This window comes from Natronoarchaeum mannanilyticum (assembly GCF_039522665.1).
GTDB classification, from domain to species: domain Archaea; phylum Halobacteriota; class Halobacteria; order Halobacteriales; family Natronoarchaeaceae; genus Natronoarchaeum; species Natronoarchaeum mannanilyticum.
Map to the genome: position 1 here is coordinate 1247489 of NZ_BAAADV010000001.1, position 18392 is coordinate 1265880.

Genomic DNA, 18392 nt, shown 5'->3' on the forward strand with positions numbered 1-18392 from the left:
TTTACCGTCTCCGCTCGCACCGTTCCCGCTACGTACAGCTATTGGCCTCTCGTACCGCTCCGGAACGCGCGTGATCGATTCGGACGCCGACGGCGATATACCGTATTGTTAATATATAAATTATAAAAGTACTACTTGCAACGAAATTTCGATCTACGTGCAGCATGCGACGACGACAGTTCATCACGGCGCTGGGTGCAACGGGACTGCTCGGAGCGGCCGGACCTGCGAGCGCGGGTACCGGCGAGGGGGCTCTGGGGAGTGAGATCGAGAACGTCATCGTGCTGATCGGCGACGGGATGGGGTTCGACCCGATCGAGGTGACGTCGGTCGTCCACGGCGACCTGTCGATGCAGTCGATGACCGGCGTGGGCTACACGCGGACGAACTCTCGGAGCGGCGAAGTGACAGATTCGGCCGCCGCGGGGACGGCGTTGGCGACCGGACACAAGGCGTACAACGGACAAATCTCGGTCCGAGGCGAGCAGGGTGACGAAGATCCGACGCCGCTACTGACGCAACTCGAACTCGCCCAGGAGCGGGGCAAGGCGACCGGGCTTGTCTCGACGACGCGGATCACGCACGCGACGCCCGCGGCGTTCGGCTCGCACGTTCCGGACCGGGGCATGGAGGAGGTCATCGCGGAGCAGCTCGTCGACACCGGCGTCGACGTCCTCATGGGCGGCGGGCGCGACCAGTGGTCCGGCGACCTGCTCGACCGGGCGCGCTCGGAGGACTACGAGGTGCTGTTCGACGAGAGCGACCTCCGGGGCGCCGACGGCGACCGGCTGCTGGGCCTGTTCGACGACAGCCACGTCACCTACACGCTCGACCGCGACGATTCGATCCCGTCGCTCCCGCGGATGACCGCGTCCGCGGTCGACCGCCTAGAGGGCGACGAGGGGTTCTTCCTGACGGTCGAGGGCGGCCGCATCGACCACGCCGAGCACGGCAACGACGCCCAGACGACCGTCGCCGAGACGGCGGAGTTCGACGCGGTCGTCGACTGGGCGCTCGACTACGCCGAGGGGCGAGACGACACGCTCGTCGTCGTCACCTCGGATCACGAAACCGGCGGGATGGCGACCGGGAACGGTTACGGCTCGCCGATCGAGGCCGACGCGATCCGGTCGGCGCAGGCGAGCAACGCGGCCATCGCCGCCGCCATCGACGACGGCGCCGACGTCCGCGAGGCCGTCGAGGGGAATGTCGACGTCGAACTTACCGACGAGGACGTCGCGCGGATCGAGGACGCCCGGGACGCCGACGGCTCCTACGCGCTCTCGAACGAACTCGGAGCGGTCGTCTCCGAACACCTCGGCGTCGCCTGGGCCTCGAACGCCCACACTGGACCGGCCCAGACGGTCATGGCTGCCGGCCCCGGCGTCGAGCCGTTTGACGGCTGGATCCACCACGTCGACCTGTCGGTGACCGTCGCGGCCCTCCTGCTGTTCGGACGGCTCGCGGACGTCTCGGACGACGAACGCGAGCGCTGGGAGCGTCGGGTGGCCCGGAACGGTCCGAGCGGTCGTCTGGACGCCTACCTCGCCCTGGAGTACGTCGGCCCCGCCACGGACGACGTGACCGAGGCGCTCGACGTCGACGGGGACGGGGTCGTCGACTACGCCGACGTGCTTCGGATTCTGGACGACGAGGAACCCTCGGACTCGAAGCCCGGTCGAGGTCGCGGACGGGGCCGCAACCGGGATGACGACGGGCGCGGTCGCGGCCGCCCCGACAAGTGGGAGCGCCGCACGCCGGACCGGTTCCACGACGCCTGATCGTCGCCGTTCCGAGTTCTCTTCTTATTCGTCCGGCGGGTCATTGTCGGATGCCGCGGCTCGGTCGTCCGGACGCCGCAGTTCAGTCGGCGTCCCCCGTCCCGGCTCCGACGATCGGCTTGCCGCCGAGGCCGAGCCGGAGGAACGCCGGGATCGTCACGAGCGCGATCAGGATCTCCAGTCCGCCGGCGACGAAGAACGCCGCGAGGTAGCCGAACTCGCTCGCGACGCCGCCGCCGACGAGAAAGCCCGTCAGGAAGCCGACGCTGCCGAACAGGTTGAACCCGCCCATCGCGACGCCGCGGTCGCCGTCGCGGGCGACGTCGGTGACCAGCGCCATCGTCGCCGGCGAGATGAGCGCGCCGAGCACGCCGACGACGACCATGCCGACGCCCGCCAGCCGGAGCGTCGGCGCCAGCCCGACGCCGATCACGCCGAGCCCGTACAGCGCCGAGCCGACGACGATCGGAACGCGGCGTCCGATCCGGTCGGACAGCTTGCCCATCGGATACTGCAGGAGCGCGAAGGGAGCGAAAAACAGCATCAGGACGAGTCCCGTCTCGCCCGGCCCGATCCCGAACTGGTCCTGGAAGTACAGCGTCCCGACCAGCGCGAAGAAGCCGGCGGTCAGCCGGTCGATCAGGCCGAAGGCGTACGGAATCCCGAGCGTCGGCGTCGCGCGGAGCGACGCCACCGCCTCGCGGGCGCTACGCCCGCCGGACGGGGCGCGATCCTCGACGAACCAGACCAGCCCGCCGGCGGCGAACAGCAGCGCGCAGGCGAGATACAGCGGCGCGAGCGGATCTATTTCGGAGAGCTGGCCGCCCAGCGGCGCCCCGACGGCCGTCCCGGTGCCGATGGCGATGCCCGCCGCGCCCATGTTCCGGCCGTGGCCGCCCTCCAGATCCATCAGCATCGTCATCGCCAGCGAGAACGCGCCGATCGTCGCGGCGCCCTGGACGACCCGCAGGACGAGCACGGCGCCGAAGCTGGGCGCGGCGATCGCCGGCAGGGCGCCCAGTGTCGCGTAGCCGATCGCGCCGCCGAACGCCCCCGCGGCGATGAAGGGAACCCGTCGGCCCGTGGCGTCGCTGAGCGCGCCCCAGACGCCGACGAACGTCACGAACGCCGCGAACTCGGCGGCGAGGAACCACATGCCGGCGTCGAGCTCGGTCGTCGCGCCGAGGGCTTGCACGAGGCCGCCGATCCCCGGATAGAGGAGGACCTGCGCGAGCAGGACCGAGGCCACGACGGCGGCGAGCACGATGCGGTCGCGGTGAGTACTCACGGTTGCAGGATGTTGGGCGTCGAGCGTGTTAACGGCTGCTGAATCGGTCGGCGGTTCCTGACTATTCGTCCGGTTCAGGGGCTGTGCTCAGTCCAGTCGCTCGACCAGCTCGACGACGTAGCCGTCCGGGTCCTCGACGAACGCCACTCGCCGATCGATGTCGTCCATCGTCGTCGGCTCCGTGCGAACGGGCGGGTCGGCGCGCTCGACGAGGCGCTCGAACGTCTCGTCGACGCTGTCGACGCCGACGGCGACGTGGGCCACCGATCCAGCGTCGATCTCCGGTCCACCCTCGGGATCGTATTTAAACTGGAACTCGCCGTGCTCGCCGCCGATATACACGTTCTGTACGCCGTCGCTGGTGAACGACCAGTTCTCCTCCAGGCCGAGGGCGTCGACGTAGAACGACCGCGTTCGGTCGATGTCGGACACCCACAGCGCGGTGTGGATCACGTCCATGGGCGTGGTGTCGGCGGCCGGAGAGAAGTCGGTTGCGTCTCGACGGAGTGGTTCGCATCGTCGAAGATTCGAGCAGCGCCGGGGTCGACGATCATCCGTGCTAACTATTGGCAATATTTGCGAATCTTGCCGTAACTGGCGGTTATTTCCGCGTGGGGAGATATGCGTCGTATACATGACCGACTCGGACGAGCCGGAGTTCCGAACCCGCAGCCTCCACGCGGGGCAGGAGCCCGATCCGGCGACGGGGGCCCGGGCACCGCCGCTCTACCAGACCACGTCGTACGTCTTCGACGACGCCGACCGCGCCGCCGACCTGTACGCGCTGGAGGCCGACGGACACATCTACTCGCGGATGACAAACCCGACGGTGCAGATGCTCGAAGAGCGCCTCGCGGATCTGGAGGGCGGCGCGGGCGCCGTCGCGACCGGCAGCGGGATGGCCGCGCTCGACGCCGCGACGCTCGTGCTCGCGAGCGTGGGCGACAACGTCGTCTGCTCGACGGACACTTACGGCGGCACGACGGCCTATCTCTCTCACACCGCCAACCGACGGGGGATCGAGGCCCGCTTCGTCCCGACGCTCGACTACGAGGCCTACGAGGAGGCGATCGACGAGGACACCGCCTACGTCCACCTCGAAACCATCGGCAACCCCTCGCTGGTGACGCCGGACTTCGAGCGCGTCGCCGAGCTCGCACACGAGCGAGACGTGCCCGTCGTCGGCGACAACACGTTCGCGACGCCCGCGCTCTGTAACCCCCTGGAGCACGGCGCCGACGTGGTGTGGAACTCGACGACGAAGTGGATCCACGGCTCGGGGACGACGATCGGCGGCGTCCTCGTCGACGGCGGCGACTTCGACTGGGAAGCGGGCGGCTACGAGGAGATCGCCGGGACGAACCCGGCGTACCACGACACCGACTTCAGCGAGGACTTCGCCGACGCGCCCTTCGCCGCGGCGGCGCGGTTCCGCTCGCTGCGGAGTTTAGGGAACCAGCAGCACCCCTTCGACGCCTGGCAGACCTTACAGGGCCTGGAGACGCTGCCGATCCGGATGGAGAAGCACTGCGAGAACGCCGCCATCGTCGCGGAGTACCTCGCGGACCACGACGAGGTCGCGTGGGTGTCGTATCCGGGCCTGGAGAGCCACGAAACCCACGGGAACGCGAGCGAGTATCTGGATGGCGGGTACGGCGGCATGATCGCGTTCGGTCTCGAAGGCGGATTCGAAGCGGGCAAGCGCTTCTGCGAGGAGGCCGAACTCGCGAGCTTCCTCGCGAACATCGGCGACGCGAAGACGCTGGTGATCCACCCCGCGAGCACGACGCACGGCCAGCTGACCCCCGAGGAACAGGAGGAAGCCGGCGTGACGCAGGATCTGATCCGGCTCTCGGTGGGGATCGAGGACCCCGCGGACATCCTGGCCGACATCGAGCACGCGATCGGGGCTGCCGGCGAGTAACGCGCAAGAATCATGACATGCCGATGCTCTAGAACGACCGTGAAACGAGCGAATCGGGCGACGAATCTCCCGTCAGAAGCCGAGCGTCGGCGTCGAGCCGGCGCCACTTCGGCGTCGACGAGCACCGGAGGTGACCGCCGATGAACGCCGACGCCGGCGTGCTCGATCTCGGCGAGTTCGAGTTCGAGTGCGGCGAGTCGATCCCCCGGCTCGACGTCGCCTACGAGGCCTACGGCGAGTTCGACGGCGAGAACGCGGTGCTGGTCTGTCACGCCCTGACCGGCAGCGCTCACGTCGCCCACCGCCGGCTCGACGACGAGCCGGCCGACGCCCAGCCCACCGGCGGCCAGGCCCACGCCTGGTGGTCCGACATCGTCGGGCCGGGCAAGGCCATCGACACGAAGGAGTACTACGTCGTCTGCGTGAACATCCCCGGCTCGTGCTACGGGACGACGGGCCCGGCCAGCGAGAACCCCGAGACGGGCGAGGCCTACGGCGCGGAGTTCCCGCCGGTGACCGTCGCCGACTGGACCCGCGTCCAGCGCCGCGCGCTCGACGCGCTCGGCGTGGGGCGACTCCACGCCGTCGTCGGCGGCAGCGTCGGCGGGATGAACGTGCTGGACTGGGCGAAGCGCTACCCCGACGACGTGCGCCGGCTCGCGCCGATCGCCACCGCCGGCCGGCTCGACCCCCAGAGCCTCGCGCTGGACGCCATCGCGCGGCGGGCGATCCGCGCCGATCCGAACTGGAACGGCGGGTACTACTACGGCGAGGATCAGGAGCCGCCCTCCGAGGGGCTGGCGCTGGCCCGCCAGATCGGCCACGTGATGTACCTCTCGAAGGCGTCGATGTCCCAGAAGTTCGGCCGGCGCGCCGCGGGCCGGGACGCCGGCGGCGAGCAGTTCCCGGCCGACGCCGCGGCGGCGTTTTTCCCCTACCGGGACGTCGAGTCCTACCTCGACTACCAGGCCGAGAAGTTCGTCGACCGGTTCGACGCCAACAGCTACCTCTACCTGACCCGCGCGATGGACAACTACGACCTCGCGTCGGGCTACGAGAGCGACGCCGATGCGCTGGCGGCCTTCACCGGCGAGGCGCTGGTGATGAGCTTCACCGGCGACTGGCACTTCACGACCGAGCAGGCCGAGTCGCTGGCCGACGGGTTCCGGGACGCCGACGTCGAGATCGCTCACCACGTCATCGAGTCGGACCACGGCCACGACGCCTTCCTCGTCGAGCCGGACAACGTCGGCCCGCCGCTCGCGGATTTCCTGTCGGCCGGCGTCGAGGGCAAGGCCGTCACCGACACCGACGAGGACCCCCGCGAGGACTCCGACTTCGCGCCGGTCCACACGAGTCTGTTTTCGGACTGAGGGTCGGCTGACGGAACGCGGTTCGGTTTGAAATCCGGAACTAGCTACCGCCCGTGGCGGAACCGACATTGGCGACGGCGTCCGAAAGGCCAACGAGCACTTCGCGGCGGCGAGCAACGACTCGCGGTCCCGGTACGGTCGCTACCGCGATATCACGGAAGTCGAGCACTGCAAAATCATGGACTTCACAGAACAGGAGCTTCAGGATAGGTACGACAAGGACAACTATGCGCTTCGGTTCCACAGGGACGACCTGGAGAGTCAACTGCGTCGGAAAGATGCACTCGATCTCGTCAGCAAGCACAAGACCGTCTGGCACAGAGAAAGTGCTAAAGGCGCCACGGAGCTGCATCTCGGCCGGTACGAGAGGTCGCGAGAGTGCTTTGCAGAGGGAACAGCGTTCAAGACGGCGTATCTGCACATCGTCGAAACCGCCCACCGGCGGGGGGAGCGGCTCGGCGGCGACTGGAACGCGTACCTTCAAAACGCAGAGGAAACGCTGGAAACGGCAATTCTCGGCAGCGATCCGGTCCTCGAAGCCCGCGTCGTCGAACAGGCCAGACAGTATACCGACGAGGACGCGACCAAGCCGCATTTCGAGTACTGGCACAACCGGGTTCACGCGCTCGCGGCGCTGGTCGACGGCACCGACGACCGAGCACTCGAGCGTCTCGATGCTGCGGCGGAACACCTCGAGGTAGTCGGCTTCGCCACGGCCGAACCCGCGCTCGACCTCTACCGGGGGCTCGCCGTCGCGGACGAGGCTGCCATCGAAGACGCCGCAGCGGACCTCGCAGCGATCGCAGAGCGGGAGTTCGAGCCGACAGTCGCACACGGGGGCCAGCTCGTCAGCTTCCACGCGATCGCCGGCCTCGCACTCGCGCGTCGGCGCGGGCTGGACGTCGCCGTCGAGAGCAACGCGATCCCCGAGGAAGTGTGTCGGCACGACTGGGCGCACCGCGAGCACGATCTCTCGGAGCTGGCCCGGACGACGCTCGCCGCCGTCGACGCGGACAAATGTGAGTGACGAGGCCGTTGGAGCCACTTTCGGGGTCCGACCAACACAGTGATTAGCAGATAGCTCACTGGGGGCACACTCACACCGCAACTCGCGAGGACGTGAGTGGCGACATTCGCAAGCGGTGGGCCAATCAGGCGCTCCCGTCTGAAGAGGTCGACACCAGTTCGATCGAATCGACGTTTGTCTCGTTCGGAAGTGCAACCCGTGATTTCGCAAGCGATGCGACGGGAGCGGTCGCGGACGTGACGCTCGGGACGACGGTGTACGTGCGGGCGACCGACGAGAACGAAAACAGCAAGCGCGCCGTCGGCGTCGAGCGGGCGAACTTCTACAGCTACATCGCTGGCGACCTCTACACGGGGACGCTGCTCGACTACGCCGTCGCCACCGAGTTCGGGAAGGTCTCCGGATTCTCGGCGAGCATGGGGATCTTCCTGAAGGACCTCTCGGCGTTCATCGAGGATCCCACGGCGTTCGTCGACGGGATCAAGGCGCTGTTGAAGCTCCTGGCCGAAGGGGACGTCGACGTCCAGGCGATCATCGACGGGTACGTCACGCAGTTCCAGCAAAAACAGGCCCAGAACAATCCGTACGACCCGACAGATCCCGACGAAGAACACCTCCACACCGCGTTCAAGGCAAGCTGGTACGAGGGATACGCGGCCGGCTTCGTCGCCAAGCTCGTGATCAGCGCCGGTCTCGGGAAGGCTGCCAAGACGGCGATCAAGCAGACCGACACGGTCGGCGACATCGCCGATCGGCTCTCGGACACGGGCGCGGCGCGAGCGCTCTCGCGGATCGACAGCGCCAAAGAAGCGAGCAAGGCCCGTGCGACCGCGCGGATTTTGTTGGCGGTCGACGGGGCGGTTCCCGAACGGTTGCTGAGTCAGGCCGACACGGCAGGGCAGGCGTATCGGCTGTGGCAGTTGCAGCGCGGGATGGACGCCGACGCGGCGCAAGAAGCTCGGTTCTCCACGACTACGATCAACTGTGGGCCAGACTGGACGGCCACTCCCCGTTCGATTCGACGCGTACATCACCGACCTATAACTACTGACAGGAGAACAGTGGATCAACTCGAGTACTCCGATGACTGATCCCGACCGCCAGCCGTCGCCCGACCGGCCGTCCGAACTGCTCTCCGAGGGGTCTCGCGAGGACGCGATCGACGCTCTGGCCCGACTCGAAACGGCCGACGCGGATGCCCGAAAGCGGACGATCCGGACGCTTCAGGATCTCGCCGAGACGGAGTCGTCCGCTTTCGATGAGCTGGCGACGCCACTGACGACGTTCCTGAACGACGAGGAGCGCGCCATCAGGCTGACGACCGCCAAGCTGTTCGTCGCGCTCGCCCGATCGGAGCCGGCCGTCGTTCGACCGGTCGTCGACGCGCTCGCGGCCCGATCGGCCGACGACGAGGAGTTCTACTACGTCCGGGCCCGGTGTGCGGAGGCGCTCGGCTACGTCGCGCTCGACCATCCCGACGCGGTCAGCGACCCGGAGCTACTGGCGGATCTCCGCGTCAGGCTGTCGTTCGACGAGCCGGAGGTCAGGGAGAAGCTGGCCAAGGCGCTGGCGTACGTCGCGATCGGCGACCCGAGCAGGCTCCGCCATCAGGTCTCCTCGCTGGCCGAGCATCTCGACGACGATTCCGAGCTCGTGCGGTACTACCTCTGTACGGCGCTGGCCGCGATCGGGTGCGATCACCCATCGAAGCTGGCGGACGCCCGCGACCCGCTCGGACAACTGCTCGACGACGAGCGTCCCTACGTCCGCGGGCGGGCCGCGGAAGCGCTCGGACTGCTGGCGCGGTCCGGCGACGCCGACATCCGATCGCTCGACGGCGTCGACCCCGACGAGGGCGACGCCGCGGCGTTCGTGGCCGATCGGGTGCGGTTCCTCGACGCGGCGCGAGACGGAGAGACGGGGGAACCTGCCGATTCGACCCCGGACGGCGTCGGGACGCTGGCCTCGATCCGCGGCGAAACCGAGGCGGTCGTCGAGGCGATGACGGCCTCGGACGACGACTGCCCCCACTGCGGGCACACGCTCGCCGAGGGACGGCCGCCGGTGTGCCCGCACTGCGGGGCCCCGCTCTGAGCGTCGTCCCGGTCACCCGATCCCCGCGCCCCACCGAACCGGTTTTCACCCGTCGGCCCCCACGTCGCGCACATGAGCGTTCGCGAGGAGTTCGACGCCTGGGCCGCCGAGGGACGGGACCGCGGGATGGAGGATCGACACTGGCACACCGCCAAGCACGTCCTCTCGCGGATGCCCGTCGAGGCGGGTGACGTCGTGCTCGACCTGGGCTGTGGCAGCGGCTACGCCGGCCGCGCGCTGCGCGAGGCCGCCGGCGCCGGGCGGGCGTACGGGCTCGACGGCTCACCCGAGATGACGCGCAACGCCCGATCGTACACCGACGACGAGTCGGTTGGCTACGTCGTCGGGGACTTCGGATCGCTGCCGTTCGACGAGAACAGCATCGACCACATCTTCTCGATGGAGGCGTTCTACTACGCCGCCGAACCTCACGAGACGCTTCGGGAGATCCGGCGCGTGCTCCGGCCCGGCGGGACGTTCTACTGCGCCGTGAACTACTACGAGGAGAACGTCCACTCCCACGAGTGGCAGGAGTTCATCGAGGTCGAAATGACCCGCTGGAGCGCCCGCGAGTACCGCGAGGCGTTCCGCGAGGCCGGGCTCCACGTCGCCGAGCAGGACAACATTCCCGACAACGAGACCGAGATCCCGCCGGCAAGCGAGTTCCCGACCGAGGACTGGGAGACGCGCGAGGACATGGTCGAACGCTACCGGGAGTACGGCACGCTGCTGACCGTCGGCATCGAGCCCTGACGCGGTCGCAAGAACTCTCCGCGGCGTCGAAACTTCGTCGCGGCGTCTCGACGCCGCTGCGCGGACGCCGTTTTCGAGTCGTCTTTCTTCGAGTCGACGGGCCGCTCAGGGCGCTCGCTCGCCCGCCTCGATCACGACGTCGAGCCAGTTCTCCTCGGGCGGGAGCGGGCAGGCGAACGTCTCGCTGAACGCGCAGAAGGGCGAGTACGCGAGGTTGAAGTCGACGACGATCTCGTCGCCGTCCGAGAGCTCCCGGTCGGCGTGGAGCTCCATGTACCGACCCTGGCGGTAGGTCTGCTGGCCGGTCGTCTTGTCGCGGAACGGGACGAAGTACGCCTCGTCGCCCTCCTGGCGGTACGCCGAGAGCGTCTGCTCGGTGCCCCTGATCTCGAAGGACAGCGTCGCCTCGCGGAGGTAGCGTACTTCGGGGCCGCCGCCGGTCGAGTCCATCGTGACGCCCTCGGGGTCGTCGTGGACGGTCACGTCGGCCGCGACCCGGTACTCGGGGTCGGGATCGAAGTAGTCGAGCCCGTCGAACTCGTCGCGCTCCTCGGGCGGGATCGGCGACTGTCGGTGCTCGGCGAAGAACTCGTCTTTCTCCTCGCGCTGTGCGGTCAGTTCGCGGCGCCACGCGTCGGCGTCGAAGGCGTCGTCGGTCACGAGCGTAGTTCTCGCTCCGGCACCAAAGGCGGTTTGCACTGGCGACGGGCTCAGCTGACCAGCGCGAGCAGCACCGACGACGTCGCCGTCACGCCCACCGCGACGCCCGAGAACCCGGCCAGCGACCCCATCCCCGCGAGCTGGCCGAGCGCGGCGGCGATCACGCCGAGTCCGACGAGCATCGCGCCGAACGCGAGCGCGACGAGCCGCGGCATCTCGAACTCGTACCGGAGCAGCCCCCACACGAGCCCGAACACTACGAGGAACCCCGCCAGTCCGGTATACGCTATCATCTTGGTTGTAATTTATTCAGCATCCTTATTAATTCTTTCTAGGTGTATGAACATAATTGTATTCGAGATTATGGATTAACTACCGCTTACCGACGAGTAGCTACCGTTTACTTGCCGCCTACGCTGCGGCCCCGCTGGATCGCTCCCCCTTCCGACAACCCTAAACGGGGAGCCAGGAGTAGAACGTGTAGATGCCCGGCTCCTGGCGAGACGTGTTCGGTCACGAGGATCCCTACGACGAGCAGGTCGACGGGATCGAGACCGCGATCGACGCCGCGCGCGACGGCGGGTTCCTGGCGCTGGAGGGCGCCTGCGGCACCGGCAAGACGATGCTGGCGCTCGCGGCGGGGCTTCACCTCGTACGCGACCCGGACAGCGACTTCGAGCGCGTGCTGGCGCTGACCAGCGTCAAGCAACAGCTCCGGCAGTTCGAGGCCGACGTCGAGCGGATCAACGACGAACTCCCCGACGACTGGCGCCCGTTCTCGGCGCTGACGCTGGTCGGGAAAGCCGACGTCTGTCCCTACAGCCGCGAGGAGGCGGCGGGGATCGACGACACCAACGTCTACGACCGCTGCGAGGAGCTGCGCGACACCACCCGCGCGCTGACCGGCGACGGCCCCGCCAGCGCGGGCGCGCTCGTCGACGACGCCCGGAGCCAGCAGATCGGGCTGGCCGACTCGGGGAAAGAGGGCGGGGCGGATTACCTCGAAACGGCCGGCGAACCGTCCCCCTATCCCACCGGGATGCCGACGCGCGACGACGCCGAGTACTGCCCGTTCTACGCCCGCTATCTCGACGACAAGCCCGACGACGGCGACGGCGATCCCGCCGAGGCCGTCCCCTTCGATTTCACCGACGCCGGGCTGATCGACCCCGAGGAGCTGGTTCGTCGCTCCGTTGGGGCCGGAACCTGCCCGCATTCGATGATGGGCGCGATTTTGCCCCACGCCGAGCTCGTGCTGGGCAACTACTACCACGCGTTCGACCCCACGACGACGGGCTCCTTTACCGGCGCCCTGCTCGACGAGTCGACGTTCGTGATCTGCGACGAGGCCCACATGCTCGAACCCCGCGTACGCGACCTGGTGAGCGACACCGTCGCAGACCGGTCGCTGCGGGACGCCGAAGCCGAGCTTACCAGAGTGCTGCAGGCCCTGCAGTTCGACGGCAAGGAAGGAACGAGCAGCGCCGACGCCGACCTCGTACGGGCGGAACTGCAGGAAGCGGAGGTCGCCCGGGACGAACTGGAGACGCTGCGCTCCTTTATCAGGGATCTCCGCGAGGAGCTCGACCGGCAGGTCACCGCCCACCTCGAACGCGAGCACCGCGGCTGGAAGAGCGACCTCAACAGCCTGCCCGACGAGGAGATCCCGCTGCGCGATCCGGAGGTGCCCGCGGTCGACGAGATCACCGAGTGGGCAGAGCGGACCGGCTACGACGACCGCGTGTGGAGCCGCGCCGAGACGGTCGGCGCGGTCGTCAAGCGCATCCTCGACGAGGCCGACGACGACGCCAAGCAGCGGGCCGCTCCCGGCGTCGGGCGCGTGCTCGGCCGCTGGTACCGCGCCGACCACGAGGGCCACTTCCGCGAGATCGAACTCGATCGCACCTGGGACGACGCCGAGCCCCCCGACAGCTGGCGCCGGGCGTACAACGCGCGGCTGGCGATCCACAACTGCGTGCCCGGCGACGTCATCGGCGAGCGCCTCGCGGAGTTCGGCGGCGGCGTCCTGATGAGCGCGACGCTCGAACCGCTTGACGTCTTCGCGGAGGTCACCGGACTGGATCACCTCGAACACGAGGAGGATCGCCCGGTCGTCACCCGGACCTACGGCCTGACCTTCCCCGCCGAAAATCGCGAGAGCTTCGCGGTCGACGCTCCGAAGTTCACCTACGACAACCGGGGCGGCCCCCACGAAGATAATCCGACGCGCCAGGCGTACGCCGACGCGATCCGCGACGTCGCCCGGAGTCCGGGCAACGTGCTCGTCGGAATGCCGAGCTACCGCGAGGCCGAGTGGGCCGCCGAGCGGCTGCGCGACGCCGTCGACAAGCCCGTGCTGATCGACGAGTCCAGCGGGGACGACGCCACCGAGGAGCTGAAGAGCGACTTCTTCGCCGGCGAGGGGAAGGTGCTGGTGACGAGTCTCCGCGGCACGCTCACCGAGGGCGTCGACTACCGCGGCGACCGGCTCTCGGCGGCGGTGATCTGCGGCGTCCCGATCGTCGACACCACGTCCCCGCGAACGCGGGCGATCCGGACGGCCTACGACGAGGCGTTCGGCGACGGCTTCGAGTACGCGCTGACGGTGCCCGCCGTCCGCAAGGCCCGCCAGGCGATCGGGCGCGTGATCCGCGGCCCCGAGGAGGTCGGCGTCCGGGTGTTCGTCGACGCCCGGTACGCCCGGGACTCCTGGGACAGCGTCCGCGAGTACATCCCCGGCGAGGAGTTCCAGCCCGTGAGCACGGATATGCTCTCGCTCGGACTGGAGCGGTTCTGGGATCGACACTGAGCCGCGAGACTCGCCGAGCGATTCGAAGCCATTTTATAGGGTCTCATTCGAACGAAGTACAGCGCGATTCTCGCCGTCCCGTCGTGGTTACACGCTCCGACAGGAACCCCTTCGTTTCAACTGGAGATCCCGCAGCGGGCGCTACGGCGTCCCCTCGACGCGACGCTCTCCGTCGGTCGCGACGACGCGGACGTCGGCCGGATCGAACGTCACGGTCACCGTCTCGGCGTCCGGCGCGTCCGCGAAGCGCGCGACCAGCTCCCGGCCGCGCCACCGCAGTCCGACGCGGACGGCACCGCCGAGAAACTCCGTCGTGACGACGTCCGCGGTCAACCTGTTCGTCGCAGCACTGCTGCGGCCCGCTCCGTCACCGCTGTCGCCGTCGAGTCGTCGAACGTCCTCCGGGCGGACGCAGACCGTCGCGCGCTCGGCGTCGACGCGGGGGATCAGCAGGTCGAACCCGTCGACGTCCAGCGTCGATCGGTCGTCGCCCGCCGGGCTCACCGCGCCCTCGAACACGTTGTTGTCGCCGAGAAAGTCCGCGACGAACCGCGTCGCCGGGCGCCGATACACGTCGCGCGGCGTCCCGACCTGCTCGACGCGCCCGCGGTTCATCACCGCCAGCCGGTCGCTGATCGCCAGCGCCTCGGACTGGTCGTGCGTGACGTAGACGGTCGTGACGCCCAGCTCCGACTGGATCTCCTGGATCTGGCGGCGCAGGCGCTTGCGCAGCCGGGCGTCGAGCGCGCTCATCGGCTCGTCGAGCAGCAGCAGGTCGGGGCCGGGCGCCAGCGCGCGGGCCAGCGCGACGCGCTGTCGCTGGCCGCCCGAGAGCTCGTCGGGATCGCGGTCCTCGAACCCCTCCAGATCGACCAGCGAGAGCAGGTCGGCCACGCGCTCGTCGCGGGACTCGCCGCCCGGCGGGTCCCGAAATCGCAGCCCGTAGGCGACGTTCTCGGCGACGCTCATGTGGGGGAACAGCGCGTAGTTCTGGAAGACGATGCCGACGTCGCGATCCTCGGGCCGGACGCCGACGACCGACTCGCCGCCGATCAGCACCTCGCCCGCGTCGGGCTCCTCGAAGCCGCCGATCGTCCGGAGCGTCGTCGTCTTGCCGCAGCCCGAGGGGCCGACGAGCGTGAAGAACTCGCCGTCCTCGATCCGGAGGTCGACGCCGTCGAGCGCCGTCGCGCCGCCGTAGCGCTTCGTCACGCCGCGCAGTTCCAGCTCGCTCATCGGTCTCCGCCTCCGGTCCCGTCGTCGCTCATCGACGCCCGCCTCCGTCGTCTCCCATCAGTATCTCCCTCCGACGCGCTCGATCACCACGAAACTGGCGCTGGTCACCGCGAGCAACACCGTGCCCATCGCGGTCGCCGGGCCGAGCGTCCGGTCGCCGAGGTAGCGCTCGACGGCGACCGGCATCGTGTAGGCGTCGCCGCCCTCCGCGAGGATCACCGTCGAGTTGAACTCGCCGATGCTGATCGCCGCGGCGAAGGCGGCGCCCGCGACGACGCCGCTGATCGCGAGCGGAAGTTCGACGTCGAGCAGCGCCCGCGCCCGCGAGGCGCCCAGCGAGCGGGCGGACTCGACGAGCGACCGGTCGACGCCGCCGACTGCCGGCGCGGCGTTGCGCACGACGAACGGGTACGCCGCGGCGGCGTGGGCGGCGACGATCGCGGCGACGCCGGTGACCTGCAGCCGGAACCCGCCGGGCAGCGGGACGCCGAAGACGAGCCCGCGGAGCAGGCCGACGCCCAGCACGATGCCGCTGACCGCCAGCGGCGCCGTCGCCAGCGCGTCGAGCACGAGGCCGCCGCGCCCGCCGCGGACGCGACGCACCGCGACGACGACGCCGGTCGGCACGGCGATCGCGAGCGTCGCCCCCGCAAACAGCAGCGAGTTGCGCACCGCGGGCCAGGGTTTCACCTGGAACGCGGCGCCCTCTGCCTGCCGATTTATCAGGAACGCGTAGTAGCGCAGCGTCAACCCGTTCGGCCCGGTGAGGCTCTCGACGATCATGCTGGCGATCGGCCCGACGAACACGACCGCGACGACCAGCCCGTAGGCGAAGATCGCGAGCCGACTGGGCTTGGCGAGCGCGCGCAGCGACGGAACCAGCGGCGTCCGCTCGCTCGGCGTCGGCGTCCTGCCCGAGCCGTAGCGCCGCGCCTCGAAGCGCAGGTAGATCGCCAGCACGGCGACTGCGATCGCCGTCTCGACGACGGCCAGCGCCGCGGCGCCCGCGAGATCGAGCTGGCGGATCCGGCTGTAGATCCACACCTCGACGGTCGCCAGCTCCAGCCCGCCGAGCGCGAGCACGATCGGGAACGTCCGGAACGTGAACACGAACGTCAGGATCGCCCCGGCCAGCACCGCGGGCGCGAGTTGGGGGACGATCACGTCAAGGAAGGCGCGGCGTCGGCTCGCGCCGAGGCTCCGGGCGGTCTCGACGGTGCGGGCGTCGACGCTCTCCCAGGCCGCCGTCGCCAACCGGGCGACCAGCGGCGCGTTGTAGAACGCGTGGGCGAGAACGATCACCTCCAGCGAGAACAGGATGTCGACCGGGCCGAATCCGACGAGCCCGAGCAGCCGGTTGAACGGCCCGCCGGCGCTGAACATCGCGAAGAAGCCGACCGCGACCATGATCCCCGGCAGCACGAAGGGGAGAATCGTCAGCGAGCGCAGCAGGTCGCGGCCGGGAAACTCGAAGCGCGCGAGCACGTACGCGCCGGGGAGTCCGAGCGCGACGCTGGCGACCGTCGAGAGCAGCGCCTGGTAAGCCGTGAAGCCGATCAGTCCGAACGTCGGGACGGGGAAGCCGGCGCGCGCCCAGCCGACGAGCCCGCGGAGGTGCTCGCCGACTGCGAGCGGATCGGCGAACACGTTCGCGAGGGCGCCCACGTAGAACGGGTCGGTTAGGACGCCGCGGATCGGCGCCGCGGAGAGGGCGCCGTCGACGAGAATCGCCTCGACGAACACGACCGCGGCGGGGAGGACGAACACGACCGCCAGCACGGCGACCGCGACGCCGGTGGCCAGTCCGAGCGTGCGCCGTTCCAGCCACTGTCGCGTTCGTCGAACTGCAGCCGACAGCGCGTCCTGCGTCCCCGCACTCGCTTCGGCGTCGTCCCCTCCGCTCGCCATGCTATCCCGCGATCTCTCGCGCCCAGTCCTCGACCCAGCCGTCGAGGTTCCCCCGCAGCTCATCGTAGCCGTAGAAGACGGTTTCCGGCGGTTCGTGGGCGTACTGGTCGAACTCCTCGTTCAGGTCGGCGTCGGTGGTCGCGGGGAACTGGACGTTCAGCGTCGCGATCTGGCCCTGCGCTTCCGGCGAGAGCACGAAGTCGAAAAAGTCGTGGGCCAGCTCCGAGTTGTCGGAGTCGGCGAAGATTCCCATCCCCTCGGGGTTGGCGTACCCCTGGTCTTCGAGGAAGCCGAGCTGATGGCGCGACATGTCCAGTCCGTCCCGATTCGCGTACACCTGGTCGGTCGAGTAGGAGACGACCATCGGCCGCTCGCCCTCGCTGTAGGCGCTGTAGGAGTCCCACCACGAGCCGAGAATCCGGACGCCGTTGTCCTGCAGGTCCCGCCAGTAGTCGAGGTAGCCGTCCTCGCCGTACCGGTCGATCGTCCACAGCAGGAACGCCTGCCCGGGGTCGCTCTGCTGGGCGTTCTGGGCGAGCAGCGTCCCCTCGTAGGCCGGTTCGAGCAGCTGGTCGAACGTCTCGGGGCCCGAGACCTCCCCCTCGTCGTACACGAGGCTGATGTAGCCGGTGTCGTAGGGCAGCAGGCGCTCTTCGGGATCGAACTCCAGTTCCGATTTGACGCTGTCGGCGTTTCCAATGGTGCCCCGGTCGAGATCCTGAAACAGCGAGTCGTCCAGCTGCTCGTCCGCGCGGATGAGGTCGTCGACGTTGACGCCGAGGTAGACGTCGGCGTCGAACTCGACGCCCTCGCCGGCACGCTGAACGTAGTGGTTCAGCCCGCTGTCGGGGTTCGTCCACTCGATCTCCACGTCGTCGTGCTCGCTCTCGAACTGCTCTTTGATCCACGCGCCGGGCGCGTCGAGCTCGCCCTGCGACTCGAGGAACGAGTCGTAGGTGGCGACCGTGAGCGTTCCGTCGTCACCGGAACTGCCGGGACTGGCGATACAGCCCGACAGCCCGATCCCCGCCGCGCCGCCGACCGTCGCGAGATACTGGCGTCGTTTCATTACCCGGTGTTTTCGCCGGGTAATGATAAGGGGAGCGGTACGCAGCGGCGTCTCGACGCCGTCGCCGCGCTTCGCTCGCGACGAGCCCCGACTCGCTTCGCTCGTCGCGACGCCGAACATCAAAAGCCGCCGCGCTCGATTGAGGGGTCTAGCCGGTCAGCGGGCAGTCTCTCCGGCAGTTCGAGTAGTCCGAGGGTCGAGTCACGAGTGCCGACCGACGTGGTAAATGATGCCCCACGCGAACGACAGTCCGACCATCACCACGAGCGTCCCGGCGAACTGCTCGTTCGCGGGCAGCTCCGCACCCGTGGTCGATCGGATCAGCTCGATCGTCAGCAGCGATAGCTCGCCCAGCGGCGGAACGATGTCCCAGATGAACTTCGACAGCAGCGTGCCGACGATCAGCGTACCGAACGCCGAGAACCCGTGCGACAGTCCCGATGTGGTGGCCATGCGCGACGTGTTTACGC

16 protein-coding genes are annotated in these 18392 nt (G+C 68.9%); 8 read left to right on the forward strand and 8 right to left on the reverse strand.

Features of this window, described 5'->3' with window-relative positions:
* Positions 1-164 precede the first annotated feature (164 nt).
* Positions 165-1781, forward strand: coding sequence for an alkaline phosphatase (locus ABDZ81_RS06495; protein WP_343773092.1), 1617 nt, complete (start codon positions 165-167; stop codon positions 1779-1781).
* Positions 1782-1863: 82 nt separating this feature from the next.
* On the opposite strand, the gene ABDZ81_RS06500 is transcribed toward ABDZ81_RS06495, so the two are convergent.
* Together ABDZ81_RS06500 and ABDZ81_RS06505 are read right to left on the reverse strand one after the other, a co-directional pair.
* Entirely contained in the window at positions 1864-3069 is a 1206-nt protein-coding gene (locus ABDZ81_RS06500) for an MFS transporter (RefSeq protein ID WP_343773093.1), read from the reverse strand.
* A gap of 87 nt (positions 3070-3156) precedes the next feature.
* Complete coding sequence (locus ABDZ81_RS06505) at positions 3157-3528, reverse strand: VOC family protein (protein ID WP_343773094.1); 372 nt, start codon at positions 3526-3528, stop codon at positions 3157-3159.
* A gap of 175 nt (positions 3529-3703) precedes the next feature.
* On the opposite strand from ABDZ81_RS06505, the gene ABDZ81_RS06510 reads away from it, so the two are divergent.
* The 6 genes from ABDZ81_RS06510 (at position 3704) to ABDZ81_RS06535 (ending at position 10240) form a co-directional block, all read left to right on the forward strand.
* Positions 3704-4993: an O-acetylhomoserine aminocarboxypropyltransferase/cysteine synthase family protein gene (locus tag ABDZ81_RS06510; protein ID WP_343773095.1), complete on the forward strand. Its 1290-nt coding sequence runs from the start codon at positions 3704-3706 to the stop codon at positions 4991-4993.
* 140 nt (positions 4994-5133) lie between these two features.
* Positions 5134-6366 carry a homoserine O-acetyltransferase MetX gene (gene metX, locus ABDZ81_RS06515; protein ID WP_343773096.1) on the forward strand — a complete coding sequence of 411 codons (1233 nt, stop codon included), beginning with the start codon at positions 5134-5136 and terminating at the stop codon, positions 6364-6366.
* Between the two features lie 178 nt (positions 6367-6544).
* The gene (locus ABDZ81_RS06520; RefSeq protein WP_343773097.1) at positions 6545-7393 is read left to right on the forward strand and encodes a hypothetical protein; all 849 of its coding nucleotides are present in this window, start codon (positions 6545-6547) and stop codon (positions 7391-7393) included.
* A gap of 92 nt (positions 7394-7485) precedes the next feature.
* Complete coding sequence (locus tag ABDZ81_RS06525; protein WP_343773098.1) at positions 7486-8484, forward strand: hypothetical protein; 999 nt, start codon at positions 7486-7488, stop codon at positions 8482-8484.
* The gene (locus tag ABDZ81_RS06530) at positions 8477-9487 is read left to right on the forward strand and encodes a HEAT repeat domain-containing protein (protein WP_343773099.1); all 1011 of its coding nucleotides are present in this window, start codon (positions 8477-8479) and stop codon (positions 9485-9487) included. The genes ABDZ81_RS06525 and ABDZ81_RS06530 overlap by 8 nt, the downstream gene beginning before the upstream one ends.
* Positions 9488-9559: 72 nt before the next feature.
* Positions 9560-10240 carry a class I SAM-dependent methyltransferase gene (locus tag ABDZ81_RS06535; RefSeq protein ID WP_343773100.1) on the forward strand — a complete coding sequence of 227 codons (681 nt, stop codon included), beginning with the start codon at positions 9560-9562 and terminating at the stop codon, positions 10238-10240.
* Between the two features lie 105 nt (positions 10241-10345).
* On the opposite strand, the gene ABDZ81_RS06540 is transcribed toward ABDZ81_RS06535, so the two are convergent.
* Both ABDZ81_RS06540 and ABDZ81_RS06545 read right to left on the reverse strand, forming a co-directional pair.
* On the reverse strand, positions 10346-10900 hold the full coding sequence (locus ABDZ81_RS06540; RefSeq protein WP_343773101.1) for a DUF1684 domain-containing protein: 555 nt from the start codon (positions 10898-10900) through the stop codon (positions 10346-10348).
* A 50-nt stretch (positions 10901-10950) separates the two neighbouring features.
* On the reverse strand, positions 10951-11193 hold the full coding sequence (locus ABDZ81_RS06545) for a hypothetical protein (RefSeq protein WP_343773102.1): 243 nt from the start codon (positions 11191-11193) through the stop codon (positions 10951-10953).
* 191 nt (positions 11194-11384) lie between these two features.
* On the opposite strand from ABDZ81_RS06545, the gene ABDZ81_RS06550 reads away from it, so the two are divergent.
* Positions 11385-13709: an ATP-dependent DNA helicase gene (locus ABDZ81_RS06550; protein WP_343773103.1), complete on the forward strand. Its 2325-nt coding sequence runs from the start codon at positions 11385-11387 to the stop codon at positions 13707-13709.
* 141 nt (positions 13710-13850) lie between these two features.
* Here the strand turns inward: ABDZ81_RS06550 and ABDZ81_RS06555 are convergent, their stop codons facing one another.
* The 4 genes from ABDZ81_RS06555 to ABDZ81_RS06570 form a co-directional block, all read right to left on the reverse strand.
* On the reverse strand, positions 13851-14945 hold the full coding sequence (locus tag ABDZ81_RS06555) for an ABC transporter ATP-binding protein (protein ID WP_343773104.1): 1095 nt from the start codon (positions 14943-14945) through the stop codon (positions 13851-13853).
* A gap of 57 nt (positions 14946-15002) precedes the next feature.
* Entirely contained in the window at positions 15003-16853 is a 1851-nt protein-coding gene (locus tag ABDZ81_RS06560) for an ABC transporter permease (protein WP_343773105.1), read from the reverse strand.
* Between the two features lies 1 nt (position 16854).
* On the reverse strand, positions 16855-17922 hold the full coding sequence (locus ABDZ81_RS06565; protein ID WP_343773106.1) for a thiamine ABC transporter substrate-binding protein: 1068 nt from the start codon (positions 17920-17922) through the stop codon (positions 16855-16857).
* 201 nt (positions 17923-18123) lie between these two features.
* Positions 18124-18375 (reverse strand): hypothetical protein, encoded by a 252-nt coding sequence (locus tag ABDZ81_RS06570; RefSeq protein ID WP_343773107.1) that lies wholly within the window; start codon positions 18373-18375, stop codon positions 18124-18126.
* Positions 18376-18392 lie beyond the last annotated feature (17 nt).

Excerpts from the sequence above, each read along its gene's own strand:
- ABDZ81_RS06495 (WP_343773092.1), top strand. The coding sequence starts at position 165 with ATGCGACGACGACAGTTCATCACGGCGCTGGGTGCAACGGGACTGCTC.
- ABDZ81_RS06505 (WP_343773094.1), bottom strand. The coding sequence starts at position 3,528 with ATGGACGTGATCCACACCGCGCTGTGGGTGTCCGACATCGACCGAACG.
- ABDZ81_RS06510 (WP_343773095.1), top strand. The coding sequence starts at position 3,704 with ATGACCGACTCGGACGAGCCGGAGTTCCGAACCCGCAGCCTCCACGCG.
- metX (WP_343773096.1), top strand. The coding sequence starts at position 5,134 with ATGAACGCCGACGCCGGCGTGCTCGATCTCGGCGAGTTCGAGTTCGAG.
- ABDZ81_RS06520 (WP_343773097.1), top strand. The coding sequence starts at position 6,545 with ATGGACTTCACAGAACAGGAGCTTCAGGATAGGTACGACAAGGACAAC.
- ABDZ81_RS06530 (WP_343773099.1), top strand. The coding sequence starts at position 8,477 with ATGACTGATCCCGACCGCCAGCCGTCGCCCGACCGGCCGTCCGAACTG.
- ABDZ81_RS06535 (WP_343773100.1), top strand. The coding sequence starts at position 9,560 with ATGAGCGTTCGCGAGGAGTTCGACGCCTGGGCCGCCGAGGGACGGGAC.
- ABDZ81_RS06545 (WP_343773102.1), bottom strand. The coding sequence starts at position 11,193 with ATGATAGCGTATACCGGACTGGCGGGGTTCCTCGTAGTGTTCGGGCTC.
- ABDZ81_RS06550 (WP_343773103.1), top strand. The coding sequence starts at position 11,385 with ATGCCCGGCTCCTGGCGAGACGTGTTCGGTCACGAGGATCCCTACGAC.
- ABDZ81_RS06555 (WP_343773104.1), bottom strand. The coding sequence starts at position 14,945 with ATGAGCGAGCTGGAACTGCGCGGCGTGACGAAGCGCTACGGCGGCGCG.
- ABDZ81_RS06560 (WP_343773105.1), bottom strand. The coding sequence starts at position 16,853 with ATGGCGAGCGGAGGGGACGACGCCGAAGCGAGTGCGGGGACGCAGGAC.
- ABDZ81_RS06565 (WP_343773106.1), bottom strand. The coding sequence starts at position 17,922 with ATGAAACGACGCCAGTATCTCGCGACGGTCGGCGGCGCGGCGGGGATC.
- ABDZ81_RS06570 (WP_343773107.1), bottom strand. The coding sequence starts at position 18,375 with ATGGCCACCACATCGGGACTGTCGCACGGGTTCTCGGCGTTCGGTACG.